Annotated in this window: 17 protein-coding genes; 13 read left to right on the top strand and 4 right to left on the bottom strand. The window is 55.8% G+C overall.

The window, feature by feature from the left end; genetic code table 11:
* The first annotated feature begins 41 nt into the window (after positions 1-41).
* Genes bioB through AB1F12_RS02370 form a run of 6 tightly spaced genes read left to right on the top strand, consistent with a single transcriptional unit; the run spans position 42 to position 5,424 of the window.
* Positions 42-1,022: a biotin synthase BioB gene (gene bioB / locus AB1F12_RS02395; protein ID WP_368186308.1), complete on the top strand. Its 981-nt coding sequence runs from the start codon at positions 42-44 to the stop codon at positions 1,020-1,022.
* Complete coding sequence (locus tag AB1F12_RS02390; protein ID WP_368186306.1) at positions 1,019-2,152, top strand: 8-amino-7-oxononanoate synthase; 1,134 nt, start codon at positions 1,019-1,021, stop codon at positions 2,150-2,152. Before bioB ends, AB1F12_RS02390 begins: the two co-directional genes overlap by 4 nt.
* Positions 2,149-2,769, top strand: a complete 621-nt coding sequence (gene bioD / locus AB1F12_RS02385) for a dethiobiotin synthase (protein WP_368186304.1) — start codon at positions 2,149-2,151, stop codon at positions 2,767-2,769. Before AB1F12_RS02390 ends, bioD begins: the two co-directional genes overlap by 4 nt.
* Positions 2,766-4,049 carry an adenosylmethionine--8-amino-7-oxononanoate transaminase gene (gene bioA / locus AB1F12_RS02380; RefSeq protein WP_368186303.1) on the top strand — a complete coding sequence of 428 codons (1,284 nt, stop codon included), beginning with the start codon at positions 2,766-2,768 and terminating at the stop codon, positions 4,047-4,049. The genes bioD and bioA overlap by 4 nt, the downstream gene beginning before the upstream one ends.
* Positions 4,049-4,669, top strand: coding sequence for a pimeloyl-ACP methyl esterase BioG family protein (locus tag AB1F12_RS02375; protein WP_368186301.1), 621 nt, complete (start codon positions 4,049-4,051; stop codon positions 4,667-4,669). The genes bioA and AB1F12_RS02375 overlap by 1 nt, the downstream gene beginning before the upstream one ends.
* Positions 4,669-5,424, top strand: a complete 756-nt coding sequence (locus AB1F12_RS02370) for a methyltransferase domain-containing protein (RefSeq protein WP_368186300.1) — start codon at positions 4,669-4,671, stop codon at positions 5,422-5,424. Before AB1F12_RS02375 ends, AB1F12_RS02370 begins: the two co-directional genes overlap by 1 nt.
* Before the next feature lie 47 nt (positions 5,425-5,471).
* On the opposite strand, the gene AB1F12_RS02365 is transcribed toward AB1F12_RS02370, so the two are convergent.
* A complete protein-coding gene (locus AB1F12_RS02365) occupies positions 5,472-5,822 on the bottom strand; it encodes a RidA family protein (RefSeq protein ID WP_368186298.1) in 351 nt (116 codons plus the stop codon).
* A 297-nt stretch (positions 5,823-6,119) separates the two neighbouring features.
* Here AB1F12_RS02365 and AB1F12_RS02360 point away from each other — a divergent pair, with 297 nt between their 5' ends.
* Entirely contained in the window at positions 6,120-7,313 is a 1,194-nt protein-coding gene (locus AB1F12_RS02360; RefSeq protein WP_368186297.1) for an alpha-D-ribose 1-methylphosphonate 5-triphosphate diphosphatase, read from the top strand.
* A 110-nt stretch (positions 7,314-7,423) separates the two neighbouring features.
* On the opposite strand, the gene AB1F12_RS02355 is transcribed toward AB1F12_RS02360, so the two are convergent.
* The 3 genes from AB1F12_RS02355 to AB1F12_RS02345 form a co-directional block, all read right to left on the bottom strand.
* Complete coding sequence (locus tag AB1F12_RS02355) at positions 7,424-7,606, bottom strand: hypothetical protein (RefSeq protein ID WP_368186295.1); 183 nt, start codon at positions 7,604-7,606, stop codon at positions 7,424-7,426.
* 156 nt (positions 7,607-7,762) lie between these two features.
* A complete protein-coding gene (locus AB1F12_RS02350; protein ID WP_368188228.1) occupies positions 7,763-9,019 on the bottom strand; it encodes a helix-turn-helix domain-containing protein in 1,257 nt (418 codons plus the stop codon).
* 80 nt (positions 9,020-9,099) lie between these two features.
* Positions 9,100-10,110 (bottom strand): serine hydrolase domain-containing protein, encoded by a 1,011-nt coding sequence (locus AB1F12_RS02345; protein ID WP_368186294.1) that lies wholly within the window; start codon positions 10,108-10,110, stop codon positions 9,100-9,102.
* Positions 10,111-10,320: 210 nt separating this feature from the next.
* Between AB1F12_RS02345 and AB1F12_RS02340 the strand changes: the two genes are divergently transcribed.
* From AB1F12_RS02340 to AB1F12_RS02315, 6 genes are all read left to right on the top strand, one after another.
* Positions 10,321-11,511 (top strand): helix-turn-helix domain-containing protein, encoded by a 1,191-nt coding sequence (locus tag AB1F12_RS02340; protein WP_368186292.1) that lies wholly within the window; start codon positions 10,321-10,323, stop codon positions 11,509-11,511.
* A gap of 245 nt (positions 11,512-11,756) precedes the next feature.
* Entirely contained in the window at positions 11,757-12,116 is a 360-nt protein-coding gene (locus tag AB1F12_RS02335) for a glycine zipper family protein (RefSeq protein WP_368186290.1), read from the top strand.
* 10 nt (positions 12,117-12,126) lie between these two features.
* Positions 12,127-12,363, top strand: coding sequence for a hypothetical protein (locus AB1F12_RS02330; RefSeq protein ID WP_368186289.1), 237 nt, complete (start codon positions 12,127-12,129; stop codon positions 12,361-12,363).
* A complete protein-coding gene (locus AB1F12_RS02325) occupies positions 12,360-13,208 on the top strand; it encodes an SDR family oxidoreductase (RefSeq protein WP_368186288.1) in 849 nt (282 codons plus the stop codon). The genes AB1F12_RS02330 and AB1F12_RS02325 overlap by 4 nt, the downstream gene beginning before the upstream one ends.
* Positions 13,209-13,244: 36 nt before the next feature.
* Positions 13,245-13,946: a hypothetical protein gene (locus tag AB1F12_RS02320; protein ID WP_368186287.1), complete on the top strand. Its 702-nt coding sequence runs from the start codon at positions 13,245-13,247 to the stop codon at positions 13,944-13,946.
* On the top strand, positions 13,943-14,968 hold the full coding sequence (locus tag AB1F12_RS02315) for a serine hydrolase domain-containing protein (protein ID WP_368186285.1): 1,026 nt from the start codon (positions 13,943-13,945) through the stop codon (positions 14,966-14,968). Before AB1F12_RS02320 ends, AB1F12_RS02315 begins: the two co-directional genes overlap by 4 nt.
* Positions 14,969-15,023 lie beyond the last annotated feature (55 nt).

The following is a 15,023-nucleotide window of genomic DNA, read 5'->3' as shown; positions in this document are numbered from 1 at the left end:
TAGTCGTCCAACGGACAGCACTTGGAAATAATATTGATATTATGGAAAACACCTCCTCTAAATGGACCCAAGAGTCCGCGCGCGCCATCTATGATCTGCCATTGATGGATCTGCTTTTTCGGGCTCAAACAGTTCATCGTCAGAACTTTGACCCCAACAAAGTCCAGACCTCAAAGCTGCTATCGATCAAAACTGGCGGCTGTGCAGAAGATTGCGCCTATTGTTCGCAATCCGCCCGCAATGGATCAAAACTGACCGCGTCCAAACTGATCGAAGTGCAGCGCGTTCTGACAGAAGCCCGCAAAGCCAAAGATGGCGGCGCAACCCGTTTCTGCATGGGGGCTGCATGGCGGGAACCCAAAGACCGCGACATGGATGCGCTGGTGGCGATGGTCGAAGGTGTGCGCGAAATGGGCATGGAAACCTGCATGACCCTGGGCATGTTGGACGACAATCAAGTGATCAAACTGCGCGATGCGGGTCTGGATTATTACAACCACAATATCGACACGTCTGAACGCTATTATTCCGAAGTGATCACCACCCGCACCTTTGCGGATCGGATCGACACGATGAACCGGGTCCAAAATGCCGGGATCAAGGTCTGTTCCGGTGGTATTCTGGGCATGGGCGAGCAAAACCAAGACCGCGTGGATATGCTGGTCACATTGGCCAATCTGGCGCCTGCGCCGGATTCCGTGCCGATCAACATGTTGATGCCCCAAGAGGACACACCGCTGGCGGATGCCAAACCAATCGACCCGATCGACTTTGTGCGGGTGATTGCATTGGCGCGGATCATGATGCCGAAATCTTATGTGCGTCTGTCCGCTGGTCGCAGCGAAATGTCCGATGAATTGCAGGCCATGTGTTTTCTGGCCGGTGCAAATTCGATCTTTGTTGGGGAAACCCTGCTGACCGCAGAAAACCCAGAAGAAGACACAGATGCCGTTCTGTTCGCCAAATTGGGCATTCAGGCCGAAACCCCAGAGGATCACGCCTGCCCCGAAGTTGCCGAATGAAGGCATTGGAACGACTGAAATCCATGCTCGAAACGCTGGAAACCCGACATCGCCGACGGGTTCTGGCACCTTCACAGGGCTTGGATTTCGCCTCCAATGACTATCTGGGGTTAACCCATTCCCCCGCGCTAAAGGCCGCCGCGCAGGCCGCACTTGATCGCGATGTTCCATTGGGTTCAGGCGGGTCGCGTTTGCTGCGCGGCAATCACCCCGAACACCAAAGATTAGAACAAGAAGCCGCCGCATTTTTTGACGCCGAGGCATGTCTGTTTATGGGCGGTGGGTTTCAGGCCAATCAGGCGATATTTTCCACATTGCCCGCGGCTGAGGATTTGATCCTGCATGATACGTTGGTCCATGCCAGCGCCCATGAAGGCATGCGGATTGGGCGGGCTCAGACCCACAGCTTTGCCCATAATGATGTGGCTGACGCGCGACGTGTTTTGACCGAATGGCGCAGCAATGGCGGCACAGGTCAAATCTGGATCGCCGTCGAAAGCGTCTACTCCATGGAAGGCGACATCGCCCCATTGGTGGAATTGTCCGAACTGGCCGTGGCTCATGACGCGATTTTGGTGATCGACGAAGCCCACGCCACCGGCATCCTTGGCCCCCATGGGCGCGGGTTGTCCCATGGTTTGGCGGCAGAAACACTGACGCTGCATACCTGCGGCAAGGGGCTTGGCGTGGCGGGTGGTTTGATCTGCGGATCGCGGGTGTTGATCGACACATTGGTCAACCGCGCCCGTCCGTTTATTTTTGCCACAGCCCCGTCCCCGTTTAACGCCGCATTGGTGCGGGCAGTGTTGGACATGTTGCAAACGGATACATCCCTTGTGGAAATGGCCCGTGATCGCATCCAATTCGCCCATACCGAGGCAGCCGCGCATGGCATCCCGCAATCCGCGCTAAAATCGCAGATCATTCCGGTGATCCTGGGGGATGATGCGCGCACCCTGAAACAGGCCGCTGCGCTACAGGGCCAAGGGTTTGACATTCGCGGCATTCGCCCCCCGACCGTTGCGCGCGGGACATCCCGGTTGCGGATCTGCATCACTGGAAATGTGCAAAAACCTGACATTTCGGCCCTATTTCAGGCCCTGTCTGATCTACAAAAGGAAGCGGCATGAGCGCTTTGATTGTGACCGGAACCGATACTGGTATTGGCAAAACCGTCTTTGCCGCAGGGCTGACCGCGGCCTTGGGCGCGCGCTATTGGAAACCGGTGCAATCCGGGCTTGAGGATGCGACAGATACACAAATCGTCCAATCCCTGTCCGGCGCAGAGGTCCTGCCAGAAGCTTACCGTTTGAACATGCCCGCCTCACCGCATTTATCCGCCGAAGATATGGGCATGCAGATCAACCTATCCGATTTGGCCCTGCCCCAGATTGACGGACCGTTGGTGGTCGAAGGCGCGGGGGGCATCATGGTGCCGCTCAATCGAGACCAGTATTTTCTGGACCTGTTTGTGCAATGGCAGGCCCCGGTGATTTTGGTCGCGCGCACGCAGCTGGGCACGATCAATCACACGACATTATCCCTGATGGCGCTGCGCGGGGCGGGTTGTTCTATCGCTGGCGTGGTGTTTGTCGGTGAGGCTGAACCGGATGTTGAACAAACCATCGTTCAAATGAGCAAAGTCAAGCATCTGGGTCGATTGCCCCACATACCCAACCTGAATCAGACCACATTGTTGGACGCCTTTGACGCCATTGACACCGACACGATCCGGAGCTTTCTGTGACCCCGCTGGACTTTGATGCGCGCCATTTGTGGCACCCTTATACCAATGTGCTGGATCCCGGTCCGATGCATCTGATCACACATGCCGATGGGGTGATGCTGACCCGCGACGATGGCGGGCAGATGATTGATGCGATGTCGTCGTGGTGGTGTGCGGTGCATGGCCATAACCATCCGTCAATCGTTGGTGCGATGCAGGACCAAATAGGCCAGATGCCCCATGTGATGTTTGGCGGTCTGACCCATAACCCGGCCATTGAATTGGGGCGTCGTTTGGTGGATTTGCTGCCAAAGGGGCTGGACCGGATATTTTATTGCGACAGCGGATCGGTTTCGATCGAAGTTGCGCTGAAAATGGCGGTCCAATACCAAAAGGCGATGGGCCACGAAAACCGCGTCGAATTTGCCACCATTCGCGGCGGCTATCATGGCGACACATGGAAAGCGATGAGCGTCTGCGATCCGGTGAATGGCATGCATGGGTTGTTTCGCGGGGCGCTATCCGTCCAGCATTTTCTGCCCCGCCCCCCGATTACGATTGCGCAGGACTGGTCTGATGATCCGGAGGTCAACGGGCTTGGCGCGTTGCAACACTTGCTGGCAACCAAAGGTACGCAGATCGCGGCGTTGATCATCGAACCCGTCGTTCAGGGCGCGGGCGGGATGTATTTCTATCACCCCAACTGGCTGAAACAGGCGCGGGATATGTGCAAAGCCCACGGCGTGTTGATGATTTTGGACGAAATCGCCACCGGGTTTGGCCGCACGGGCAAATTGTTTGCGATGGACCATGCCGACATCGTCCCCGACATCATCTGTCTGGGCAAGGCGCTGACCGGCGGTCACATCAGCATGGCCACAACCGTCGCCACCGAAACGGTCGCGCGTGGAATCGGCGAAAGCGACGCCAGCGTTCTGATGCATGGCCCCACTTATATGGCCAATCCACTGGCCTGCGCAGCGGCCACAGCCAGTCTGGATCTGATTGCGGCGGGCCATTGGCGCGCCCAAGTCAGCGCCATCGCGGACCAGATGACACAGGAACTGGCCCCTGCCCGCAAATTGCCCCGCGTCAAAGATGTGCGGGTTCTGGGCGCCATTGGCGTGATCGAAATGCACGACTGGGTTGATCCGTCGGTGGCCCATCAAATGGCCCCACAAACCGGGGTCTGGTTGCGCCCCTTTGCCCATAATATTTACTGCATGCCCCCCTATGTCATTTCCAGCGATCAACTCAGCCAAGTCACCGCCGCCATGGTTTCTTTGGCCAAAGGCATGTGATGAAACATCATTGGTTGTCCCGATCTGATTCAGCAGATGTGCTGGTTGTGTTTGGCGGTTGGGCACTTGGCGAGGATGCGTTTAACAGCCTGATCTGTGATGGGGATGTGTTGCTGGTTGAGGATTACACGCAGCTTGATAACCCCTTGGAAATGCTGGCACATTATGATCGCGTCGACATGCTTGGATTTTCCTTTGGCGTGGCCTCGATGGTGCATTGGCTGGCGCAATCTGGGGTGCAACCCGCCCGGTTAATCGCCGTGGCAGGCACGCTATCACCCGCAGATGAACAGCATGGAATTGCGCCGGATCTGATCCGCGCCACGGCGGATCAACTGACGGAACACAGCTTTGCGAAATTTTGCCGCCGGGCTGGGCTGGTGACGCGGCCGCCGGTGATTGATATCCACGCCGCACAGGCCGAATTACACGCGGTGATCCGCCGCGGACCTGCGCCAAACCTGCATTTTGATCGCATCTGGATCCCGCAACAGGACCGGATCATTCCCACCCGCGCCCAAGAAACCGCTTGGAAACCCCAACAACACGTCGTTCAGCGCCTTCAGGCCCCGCATATCCCGTTTCAAGCGGGCCAGAACTGGGCGGATTGGATCGTTTGATGGACCCGCTTTCCAAACGTGTGCAACGCAGTTTCAGCCGCAGCTTTGACACCTATCACGATGCGGCCAGCCAACAGGCCTGGATCGCAAACAAGCTGGTTCAGGAATTGCACGATCACGGCGCGCCGACGCATTTTCAATCCGCCTTTGAACTGGGGGCAGGCACGGGGCACCTGACGCAACAGCTGTGCAACCTGTTTGAAATCACGCAGTTCACCGTCAATGATCTATCCCCCGAAGCCAAAGCCACAGCGCAGCAAGCCGGGGCAGATTTTTTGTGTGGGGATGCGCGGTCGATCAGCTGGCCCCAGAATTTGGACCTGATCGCGTCTGCGTCGATGATCCAATGGATGTCCGACCCGGCGGCGTTTTTACAACAGGCGGCCTCTGCGCTTGCGACGGATGGATGGCTGGCGATTTCGGGGTTTGGCCCTGCGCAATATCGTGAATTGCACCGCGTCGGATCAACGGCCATGGCCCCCGGCTTGATGCATCCAACGCAAATGGCCGAGGCCGTCAAAGACCGGCTAGACATCATCGCCATTGGCCAAAGCATCAACACATTGTCGTTTGAAACCCCGCGCGACGTGCTAAAACATTTGCGCAAAACCGGGGTGAACGGACGGGCGCAATCCACATGGACCAAATCCCGACTGGCCGCGTTCAGCGACGCCTATAAATCCCTGTTTGCGGATGAAAATGGCGTGTCGCTGACCTATAATCCGACCTGGATCATTGCCCGCAAATCCCGGTAATCGACCGCCCAAACCATGCTGGACGGCCGCGTGTTTATATGTCGCAATTACGCACTTGCGGCGGTGACGATGAATTCCACTTTGAAATCTGGCGTGGCCAGTTTTGCTTCGCCACAGGCGCGCGCAGCAGCGTGACCAACCGGTACCCAAGCGTCGTAAACTTCGTTCATGGCTGCAAAATCAGCCATGTCGGCCAACCAAATGGTGACCTGCAACAGACGGGTTTTGTCGACACCAACTTCGGCCAACAAAGTGTCGATTTTGTCTAGGCAATCCTGCGTTTGTTGCGCAACGCTGGCACCCGCCGTGCCAACCTGACCTGCCAGATAAATCGTATCACCATGGGTGACGATCTGGCTCATGCGGGGGCCGACATGATGTCGTTTAATCTCTGCCATTTGGGGAATTCCTCTGTTTGTTCAGCAATGCTGCATCGATAAAAAACGTGTGACCGGTCAGGATCGCCCCGACGCACACCCGATTGATAGGTTTTGAATACAGCTAATTTCTGCAATGACCATCATTTATTCAATGACTGATTTGCGATCCCAGTATTGGACCTGCGGCGGGCCCATATTGCCCCTTATTTTGCCAATCCGACAAACGATCAAAATGTTACAGACCTGTCGCAAATTCCTAATTTCGAAAAACCGAAATGTGGTGATATGTATGGGATCGCAACGCGAGTATTGGTCATGAACTACCCTTTTGATCCAGCCGAAAAATCAAACACCGCAGGGACATCCACGGCGGGTGATGTTTGCCTTGTCAATGGCCAGCTGGTTTTGGCTGATCAGATTATTTTGGGGTCCGTGACCCTTCAAAACGGAATGATCACCGACATCACAGAAGGCGATCATATCCCCGATGGGGCGATCAATTGCGAAGGCGACTTTGTGACGCCGGGATTGATCGAACTGCATACCGACAATCTGGAACGACATCTGGAACCCCGCCCCGAAGTGGACTGGCCCCATCTGCCCGCCTTGATTGCCCATGACGCAGAGCTGGCTTCGGTTGGGATCACCACTGTTTTTGACGCATTGCGCGCCGGGTCCATCCATTCGGGCAAAGGACGCTATATCGACTATGCCCGCGCCGTTGCGGATGAATTGCTGTCTGCGCAGGCAAATGGTCTGTTCAAGGTCAGTCATTTCCTGCATCTGCGCGCTGAAATCTGCTCTGAAACCCTGCTCGAAGAGCTCGCTCGGTTCGCGCCGGATGACCGTGTTGGCATCGTGAGCCTGATGGATCACACGCCCGGCCAGCGGCAGTTTCGCGACCTGAATGCATTGCGCACATATGTGGCCAAAAAACGCGGCATGAGCGAGGATGATTTTGCGGATCATGTGTCCAACCTGAAACGCCTGCAGGCGCAATATGGGCTGGCCCACGAAGCCGGTGCCGTCGCCGAGGCAAAGCGACTGGGCGCTGTGCTGGCCAGCCACGATGACACAACCGTTGACCACGTGGCGACGTCTGGGCGCAATGGCGTTGGGTTCGCGGAATTTCCAACAACCTTTGAGGCGGCCCAAGCCTGTCGCGATCATGGTATCGCAGCCATGATGGGGGCACCCAATTTGATCCGCGGGGGATCGCATTCGGGCAATGTGGCTGCCATTGATCTGGCCAAGGCTGATCTTCTGGATATCATTTCCTCAGATTACGTGCCGGCCGCTTTGCTGATGGCTGCGTTTCAATTGGCCGACCTGTGGAATGATCTGCCGCGTGCCTTTGCGACCGTTACGTCCAACCCGGCCAAGGCGGCTGGCCTGACAGATCGCGGCGTTCTGAAATCCGGGCTGCGGGGTGATGTTTTACGGGTGCGCAACACACATGGCGTTGCGACCCTAAAAGGGGTGTGGTGCAAGGGAAACCGCATAGGTTAGGTCCCAAACCACCGGCCCCATTTCCGTCCATACACCCTGCCCCTGTGGGGGTGTGTTCCAAACGGTATGACCGCTCGGAACGGGGGCAATGGATGCACTGACGGGACGGTTTAAAACCCTGCCGCCGTCGTGGCGAGGGTTTGATTGCGCGCATCAACCCTTTGTTGAACTGCGGCACATGCCACGATATCACCGTCCAGACAGGCCGCATCAAGTTGCCGGCTGGCTGAGATTTCAGCAGGCGAGTCACACGCGCTGAGGACGAGCGCGGCCAGAATTAAATATCTCTTCATTTGGGGTCTTTCTCTTTGCTTGAACTATGCGGCGCTCACCGCACAAGATTTGAACAGCTCTTTGGCCCCGCTTGCATCGCAGGGCCAAAGAGCTTGATTAGGTAGGTTGTTCGTGAGTGGTGGTTTGGTCGGTCTTTCCTGATCAGTCTTGGTGGATCAGGTGTCGCCCAGCGGGGTGGTCATGTCGTCCAATCCATCACGCTGAGACATATTTTTTCTATAATGCGTGGGGGTTTGCCCCGTCGCGCGCTTAAAAGCGTTATAGAATGAGGATCGCGCGTTAAAGCCCACATCATAGGTGATGTTCAACACGCTTTCGTTGGTGGTCGAAAGCAGGGTCTTGGCCTCTGCGATCCGGTAGCCGTTGACGAAATCAAAGAAGTTCTCTCCGATAATTTCGTTCAGGGGTTGTGAAATGTAGTTGGACGATGCGCCCGTATGTTTCGCCAGGGCCCAAAGGGATAAATTAGGGTCGCGATGCAGGTGGTCCACCTCCATTGCCATGCGCAGTTTGCGGGTCAGACGTTCAGAGGCTTCGGGGCTGAGCGCTGATTTTTCGTATTTGCCCGCCGGTTGCGAGATGTCTGGGCCGATGGTGTCTGGGCTGGCAATATCTGGGCTGGGCGAACTTGGGCTGGGATCATCTGCGCCATCTGGGTCCAGCGGGGGGCGCTGGCGCAATCCCCAAAGGGTCATTGCCGCAACCAGACAAAACCCAACCAAGCTTGCACTGATCATAAATGCCGGCACCGCGTCGGTCTTTGATGGATCAACCGCAACAATCAACAGAAGCGCCTGCACCAGCCAAAACCCAATCGCCAAACCGCCAATGACGTAAATCCAGCGCAATTCGTGTTGTTCCGTGCTGGCATAGACATCGCGCAGCTTTGATCGAAAGCTGATCAACCGGCGGATGATCAAATAAAGGTAAAAGGCGATCTGCAGATAAATGGCGAGTTGAAAGAGCCCCAAAAACACCGCCAAAGTGACCACCCAAGGTGACAAGGTTTCCAGATTGCCGGTGAACAGCTCTTCTTGGGCGGATATGGGGGATGCCAGAACCAACACCCCGATCACCACCGCCACGCTAGGCAGAACAAGGTGGCGGCGTAATTTCACGGGCCATTGCTGATCTTGTGACGTCAAAACGAACACATAGATCCACAAAAGCGGCGCCAGAAAGAATGAGCTGGGCCAAGTGATAATGTCCGCCGCCAAAGCATAGCCACGTGGCAATGTTGCGATCAGTTGTGAAAAGGCCTCTGGCAAATTGTTGACGGCGATAACGCCCAGAAGCGCGGCAAAACTTTTGCTGACGCGGGTAAACCGCGTTTGCATGAGACAAAAGATGACGCCAAACACCGCAACTGTGACCGTCGCGAGGCCCGTCATTTCAACAAAGATTTCTTCCATCACACGAAATCACCTTATGGTCTTTGAACATTCTAACAGGCGCGGGTGAACGAAGCACTCATTTGCATGACCTGCACGTTTCAAAGAGCGAGCAAGCTCTGAGCGTAGCGTTCGATAGCGCCATTTCGATTTGTGACCGCGGCGCGGATCCGTCCGGTTGTCAGTTCCGCCATCACAATGGAATCGAACCCAAAATTGCGGCCTTCGTGCCAAAGGGTCCGCCCCGGCGATGCGAACACCCCCAAACCAGCCTGCTGTTTGACCGGTGTGATCATCCGTTGCGCCAATGTTTGGGGCAAAATGGCGTGCTGGGCGCCGTTCACGGAATCAAGGATCGCCTGAAATAGCCGCACCAGATCAGAGGCCGTCGCCCAAAGCCCGGCTGCCGCGCTCTCTGGGTGGCGCATGAAACCACCGCTGACCGGTTGCCCGTTTTCAAAGGATCCATGGGCGAATTCACTGGGCGGCGTGATCGCAAATGTGGCGCGGGATGCGCCGATAGGCCTGAGGACCGCGCGGGTCACATAGGCGGCAAAATCCTCGCCGGTGACGTCTTCGATCATGGTTTGCAAAACCGTTGTGCCGCCCCCGCTATATCTGAATTGGCAGAACAACCGGTGACGGGTCCGTATGGCCCCCGAATTCGCAGCCCCGCGCCCGTCCAGAATTTCAAGCAGATCGGGGATATCATCGGTTGGACCATAGCCGCCAAAGCCATGAACCGTGGTGCCCGCGCTGTGTGACATCAGTTCCGCAATGGTCACTGTCGCGCTGCGCGGGCCGGGCAATTGCCACCGCGACAGGTATCGGTTCACCGGCATATCTAGGTCGATATGGCCGTCCCGAACCAATGTCAGCACGGCCAGGCTGGTGGCGGTTTTGGAACAGGAAGCGACCTGAAACAACGTGTCATTGCTGACGGCGATGTCGCGGCGTGCAAACCCTTGGGGGGTGGCGGTCAACACGCCGTCATTCATCTCAGCGCTCTGAAAACCAACAACGTCGTGGGAAACCTGTTGTGCCAAAGAAAGGCGCGGTGCCAATGTAAGGGCCGCGGCCAAACTCAGTTTATTAAATGTGCGTCGGTTCATGGGGTGATCTACTCATTTTTAATCGGGTCCAATCGTGGTGGCTAATTATCAGGGCCTACCCGACCCAAATTGGCCCCCAACAACGCCAAAGTCGCCTGTCCCTATAGGTTTGGACACACAAACACCCCGAGGGCGGCGCGATCCGTTGATTTCGGTTTGACTATGATTTCTGGGAATTGGCATTAAAAAGACAACAGCTAGGAACGGGCCATGATGGACATTCAGAAACAGCTTTATTGGGAACATCTTGGCGTCGCGGGCGCCATGGCCGTTTCAATTTTTGTCCTGTTGGGTCTGATTTTGCGTTTGCGTGAAAAAGCCCCTTCTCGGATGCATATCTGGGCGATGATCGCGTTCTTTTTGGTGAATGTCCTGGATGCCCTGAATTCGTTTGCCTATTCAGATGTTTTTACAGCGCCAAACGCCTTTTTTCGGTGGAACGACGTGATCATTCCCGGCTTTATGGTGTCTTTGTATTTTTACGTCCGCGCATTGACCAGTTCCGCCCCACGTCTGGAGCGTTCTGACGCCATCCATATGTTGCCGTTTGTGCTGGGGTTTCTGTGTCTTGCCCCCGCATTGCTGCTAGATGGCGATGTGCGGCGCGGTCTGGTCGACGGGGCGGTTTCGGATAGCTACCGGACCCTCATTGATATCGGCGAAACCGGATTTTGGAGCCTTTGGATCGTCATTCTCGTTGTCTATGGCGGGCTGTGTATCCGGCGTTTGATCCAACACAAACGCAACATTCGGGATGTGTTTTCCGATCTAGAAGGCAAAACACTGCGCTGGCTGGATGGTCTGGTGGCGACCATTCTGATCCTTGCGTTGATCGTGATCATCGACGAAGTGCGGCAATTGATGGGGTATCAATCGTTGCGTGATGGCATCTGGTCGCTGCTATACGATGTGACCCTACCTGTTTCGTTTGGGGTGTTTGCGCTGCGGGCCAACCCACCTTTGCCCGGCTGGTCACAGCAGGTTCTGGATGATGCACCCGCAGCTGAACCACGCATAACGGATGCCCCGACATCCCGCTATGCCCGTTCTGGCCTGCAATCAGAAGATATCGATCGACTGGCCCTGCGGCTGGAACGTCGGATGTCAGAAAACCAGCTTTGGCGAAATCACGGGCTGAATTTGCGCATCCTTGCATCTGCAATTGGGGTCCCACCCATTCATCTGTCAGAGGTGCTGAACACCAAATTGGGCATGTCGTTTTATGATTATGTCAACCAATGCCGCATCCGGGATGCCTGTGCGCTGTTGATCCAAACCGACGCCACCATCCTCGAAGTTAGCGAGACCGTCGGCTTTAATGCGAAATCGACTTTCAACACCAGTTTCAAAAAGGTCACTGATCAAACGCCATCGCAATGGCGCATGACCCACAAACCTTAAACCACCCGTTGCGCATGCTGATACGCTGGGCATTTGCTAAACATCGCTGATTTTCGAAAATCGCAACCCATTGATAAATAGTCAATAATCTCAAATACAGTCCGATCCAGCTTGTCCGTACGTCCGGTCCAGCCTGTTGGGTCGCGCAAAAATACGCCCCCTCTTATCCCTTTCACATACCGACAGGTCGCCGCCCAAATCGGCAGCGCCCTGCATCGGTCAATTTGTTGAAAAGGACCTGAGACATGAAATCTCTGATGATTATTCCCGTTTGTTTAACCGTGGCCGCATGTGCCGAAAGTGGTGCAAATTACCAACCCATTCTGGACGGGGCGCCGACGGCGGCCTATCGCGCCGATTTGGCCTCTTGTCAGGCATTGGCACATAATCAAAGCCAGCTTGATCAGGAAACGCTTGGGGTTGCTGCATTGGGGGCAGGTGCGGGGGCCGCATTGGGTGCGCTGGATGATGACGGCAACGCATGGGGCGGCGCAGTTGCGGGCGCCTTGGCCGGGGGGGCCGCAGGGCGTGTGAACGCCAATGAACGCCGCGAAGCCATCGTTGTTGAATGTTTGCGTGGCCGCGGCCACCGCGTGGTTGGGTAAGGATATCGACATGCCTGACATCATTCACATGCGCGCGCGCCGATTTCAGGCGCTTTATACCCTTTTAACAGGAGCAGCTCGTCAAGAGCGGCCCACACGCCATCAAGTGCCCGACACCCTGTTAAAGGATGTCGGCCTGCCTGAACGCAATTGGTCAAACCCAATCACAGGCTGGCAACACACATTCACAACCGCCCCCAACCGGCAGCAATCAGGCTGCGCATCCAAAAGGGGGATTGGGGAATGAAACGTGTTTTGATTGCGGGGGCCACGGGCTATCTGGGGCGGTTTCTGTGTGCGCAATACCACCGGCGCGGTTGGCACGTGACGGCTCTGGTCCGCAAAAATAGCCGCAGCGCCGATTTGTCAGCGGACACCATCCTCCAAGCAGAAGCCACGTGGCCTGAAACATTAAAGGGGACAATGGCGGGCATCGATCTGGTTGTGTCGGCGTTGGGGATCACACGTCAAGTGGATGGCGTTGGCTATTGGGACGTTGATTATCAGGCCAATGTGAACCTCCTCGAAGAGGCGCAGCACAGCAAAGTGGGGCATTTTGCCTTTGTGCATGTTTTGAATGCGGACCGTATGGATAATGTCCCGCTGGTCGCAGCCAAAGCGGCGTTTGTGCGTAAACTGCAAACGGCTGATCTGCGATCCACGGTGATTGCGCCCACGGGATATTATTCCGACATGGCCGATTTCCTGAATATGGCAAAGTCGGGCCGCGTTTGGCTGTTTGGTTCGGGGCAGTTGCGGATCAATCCGATCCATGGCGCGGATCTGGCCGCCGCAATTTTTGACGCGGTGGATCACGGCACGCCCTGGGCCGACATTGGCGGGCCGCAGACATTCACGCAGAATGAAATTGCGGCATTATGTTTTGCGGTCTTGGGCACGCAGCCACGCATCACCCATCTGCCAGATGTGTTGCGGCGCATGGTGCTATGGGTTTTGCCGCGCATTGCACCGCGCAAAATCGCCGGTCCTGCCCAGTTTTTCCTGACAGCGGGCGCAATGAACATGACCGCCCCATCTGTTGGGACACGCCAATTGGCCGATCATTTCAAAACGCAATTGGACCAATCGTAAACGTTCACTATTTCAAACATCTATTGGAGAGAGCCCATGAAACTTCAAACAATTGGCGGATTGGCAGGCCTCATTTGCGCGGCAACCTATTTGTTCGGCTTTGCATATCTTGTCACTTATTTGGCCCCATTGGGATTTGGCACGGCGGATCTGGATCCCCGCGCTGTCATTGATTTTATTGAGGTCAGTCCGTCGTTTCTGATCCTGTGGAACAGCGTGATCTACATCCTGAATGCGCTGGCATTGGCGGTTTTGGTGGTGGCGCTGCATGCGCGGCTATGCCCTGCGACCAAAGACTGGGCTGGGATGACCCGTGCGTTTGGATTGATCTGGTGCGCGCTGGTGATGGGGGCCGGGATGATCGCAAATGTTGCAGTGGAACGCGCGGCCATCATTGCGGCAACGGACATCGATCGCGCAGTGACCCTATGGGAAACGTTGCACGCCGTTGAACTCGGATTGGGTGGAGGCAATGAAATCGCCGGGGGGATATGGATCCTTTGCGTCAGCATTGCCGGTTGGATCGGGCGCAGCCTTGGAAAAATCACCAACGTTTTGGGTTTGCTGACCGGGGCCGGCGGTTTGATGACTGTGATCCCGGCAATTGGGGATTTAACCGGGGCCCTATTTGGGCTGGGTGCCATCGCGTGGTTTATTGCAATCGGCCTGTCGCTCATATTCAAACGTGCCCCGTTCGAAATGGACCACGCCCGCCCCAAAGAAAGCTTTGATCAATGACACTCAATCATGCGCTTCAATCCTTGATCGATACGGAATGTCAAAAGGCACAGACCCATGCGGTGATCCTGCGGGTGCACTCTGGCGATGGTCTGGTGGATTTCAAAGGCAGCGCTGGCGCCGCCAAACAACAGACGCGTTTTGCCATTGCGAGTATTTCGAAAATGTTCACCGCGTCCCTTGTTATGCAATTGTCTGATGAGGGGCGGATTGATCTGGGCCAATCGGTCCAGCGCATCCTAACCGACGTCGATCTAACGGGGTTACATGTGGTAAAGGGGCATGATTACAGCGCCCATTTGACGGTTCGCCAATTGCTACATCAAACCTCTGGTCTGGCGGACTATTATGAATCCGATCTGGCCCAGGATCTGAAACAGGGCGATGACCGCAATTACGATCTAAATGATGTATTGCAAATGACACGGGCCCTGCCCTCACAAGCCGCGCCCGAGCAGGGGCGGTCGTACTATTCCGACACTAATTTTCAGTTGCTGGGTGCGGTCATTCAGGCAGTGACGGGGCAAACGTTTGATCAGGCGTTGCAAACACGGATATGCGCGCCCCTTGGCCTGACACAAACGGCCGTAATGGACGGCACCGACATTGGATTGCCGATTTATCACAAAGACACCGTTTTGGAGGTTCCGCAGATATTGAAAAGCATGGGACCCGATGGCGGGATCATATCAACCTTGGACGATATGCTGATCTTTTTGCGCGCATATTTCGCAAGCCAGCTGTTCACACCGCAGAGACACGCACAGATGCGCCAATGGAACCGGCTCTTTTTCCCGCTGCAATATGGCTATGGCCTGATGCGGATCAAACTGCCCCGCTGGATGACGCTGTTTCGCGCCACCCCTGAATTGATCGGGCATTCTGGCGCCAGTGGGACATTTGCCTTTTATGCGCCAGACCGCGACATTTATGTGATTGGCAGCTTTAACCAAACGGACGCACCGCGTCGCCCGATTGGTTTCTTGTTTCAGGTGTTACAGGCTGTTGCAAAACATCAATGACTCCCATGGAACCGGGGCGTGTTGGCCAACAGACATTCGTCACCCCAATGTTGCG

Origin of the sequence: Aestuariibius sp. HNIBRBA575 (assembly GCF_040932005.1) — a bacterium.
Taxonomy (GTDB): domain Bacteria; phylum Pseudomonadota; class Alphaproteobacteria; order Rhodobacterales; family Rhodobacteraceae; genus CANLNM01.
The sequence above is the reverse complement of the archived record's forward strand: the minus strand, read 5'-3'. Positions and strand labels throughout refer to the sequence as shown.

Bases quoted from the DNA above. Each gene is read 5' to 3' on its own strand.
- bioB (WP_368186308.1), top strand. From the start codon at position 42: ATGGAAAACACCTCCTCTAAATGGACCCAAGAGTCCGCGCGCGCCATC.
- AB1F12_RS02390 (WP_368186306.1), top strand. From the start codon at position 1,019: ATGAAGGCATTGGAACGACTGAAATCCATGCTCGAAACGCTGGAAACC.
- bioD (WP_368186304.1), top strand. From the start codon at position 2,149: ATGAGCGCTTTGATTGTGACCGGAACCGATACTGGTATTGGCAAAACC.
- AB1F12_RS02375 (WP_368186301.1), top strand. From the start codon at position 4,049: ATGAAACATCATTGGTTGTCCCGATCTGATTCAGCAGATGTGCTGGTT.
- AB1F12_RS02370 (WP_368186300.1), top strand. From the start codon at position 4,669: ATGGACCCGCTTTCCAAACGTGTGCAACGCAGTTTCAGCCGCAGCTTT.
- AB1F12_RS02365 (WP_368186298.1), bottom strand. From the start codon at position 5,822: ATGGCAGAGATTAAACGACATCATGTCGGCCCCCGCATGAGCCAGATC.
- AB1F12_RS02360 (WP_368186297.1), top strand. From the start codon at position 6,120: ATGAACTACCCTTTTGATCCAGCCGAAAAATCAAACACCGCAGGGACA.
- AB1F12_RS02355 (WP_368186295.1), bottom strand. From the start codon at position 7,606: ATGAAGAGATATTTAATTCTGGCCGCGCTCGTCCTCAGCGCGTGTGAC.
- AB1F12_RS02350 (WP_368188228.1), bottom strand. From the start codon at position 9,019: ATGGAAGAAATCTTTGTTGAAATGACGGGCCTCGCGACGGTCACAGTT.
- AB1F12_RS02345 (WP_368186294.1), bottom strand. From the start codon at position 10,110: ATGAACCGACGCACATTTAATAAACTGAGTTTGGCCGCGGCCCTTACA.
- AB1F12_RS02340 (WP_368186292.1), top strand. From the start codon at position 10,321: ATGATGGACATTCAGAAACAGCTTTATTGGGAACATCTTGGCGTCGCG.
- AB1F12_RS02335 (WP_368186290.1), top strand. From the start codon at position 11,757: ATGAAATCTCTGATGATTATTCCCGTTTGTTTAACCGTGGCCGCATGT.
- AB1F12_RS02330 (WP_368186289.1), top strand. From the start codon at position 12,127: ATGCCTGACATCATTCACATGCGCGCGCGCCGATTTCAGGCGCTTTAT.
- AB1F12_RS02325 (WP_368186288.1), top strand. From the start codon at position 12,360: ATGAAACGTGTTTTGATTGCGGGGGCCACGGGCTATCTGGGGCGGTTT.
- AB1F12_RS02320 (WP_368186287.1), top strand. From the start codon at position 13,245: ATGAAACTTCAAACAATTGGCGGATTGGCAGGCCTCATTTGCGCGGCA.
- AB1F12_RS02315 (WP_368186285.1), top strand. From the start codon at position 13,943: ATGACACTCAATCATGCGCTTCAATCCTTGATCGATACGGAATGTCAA.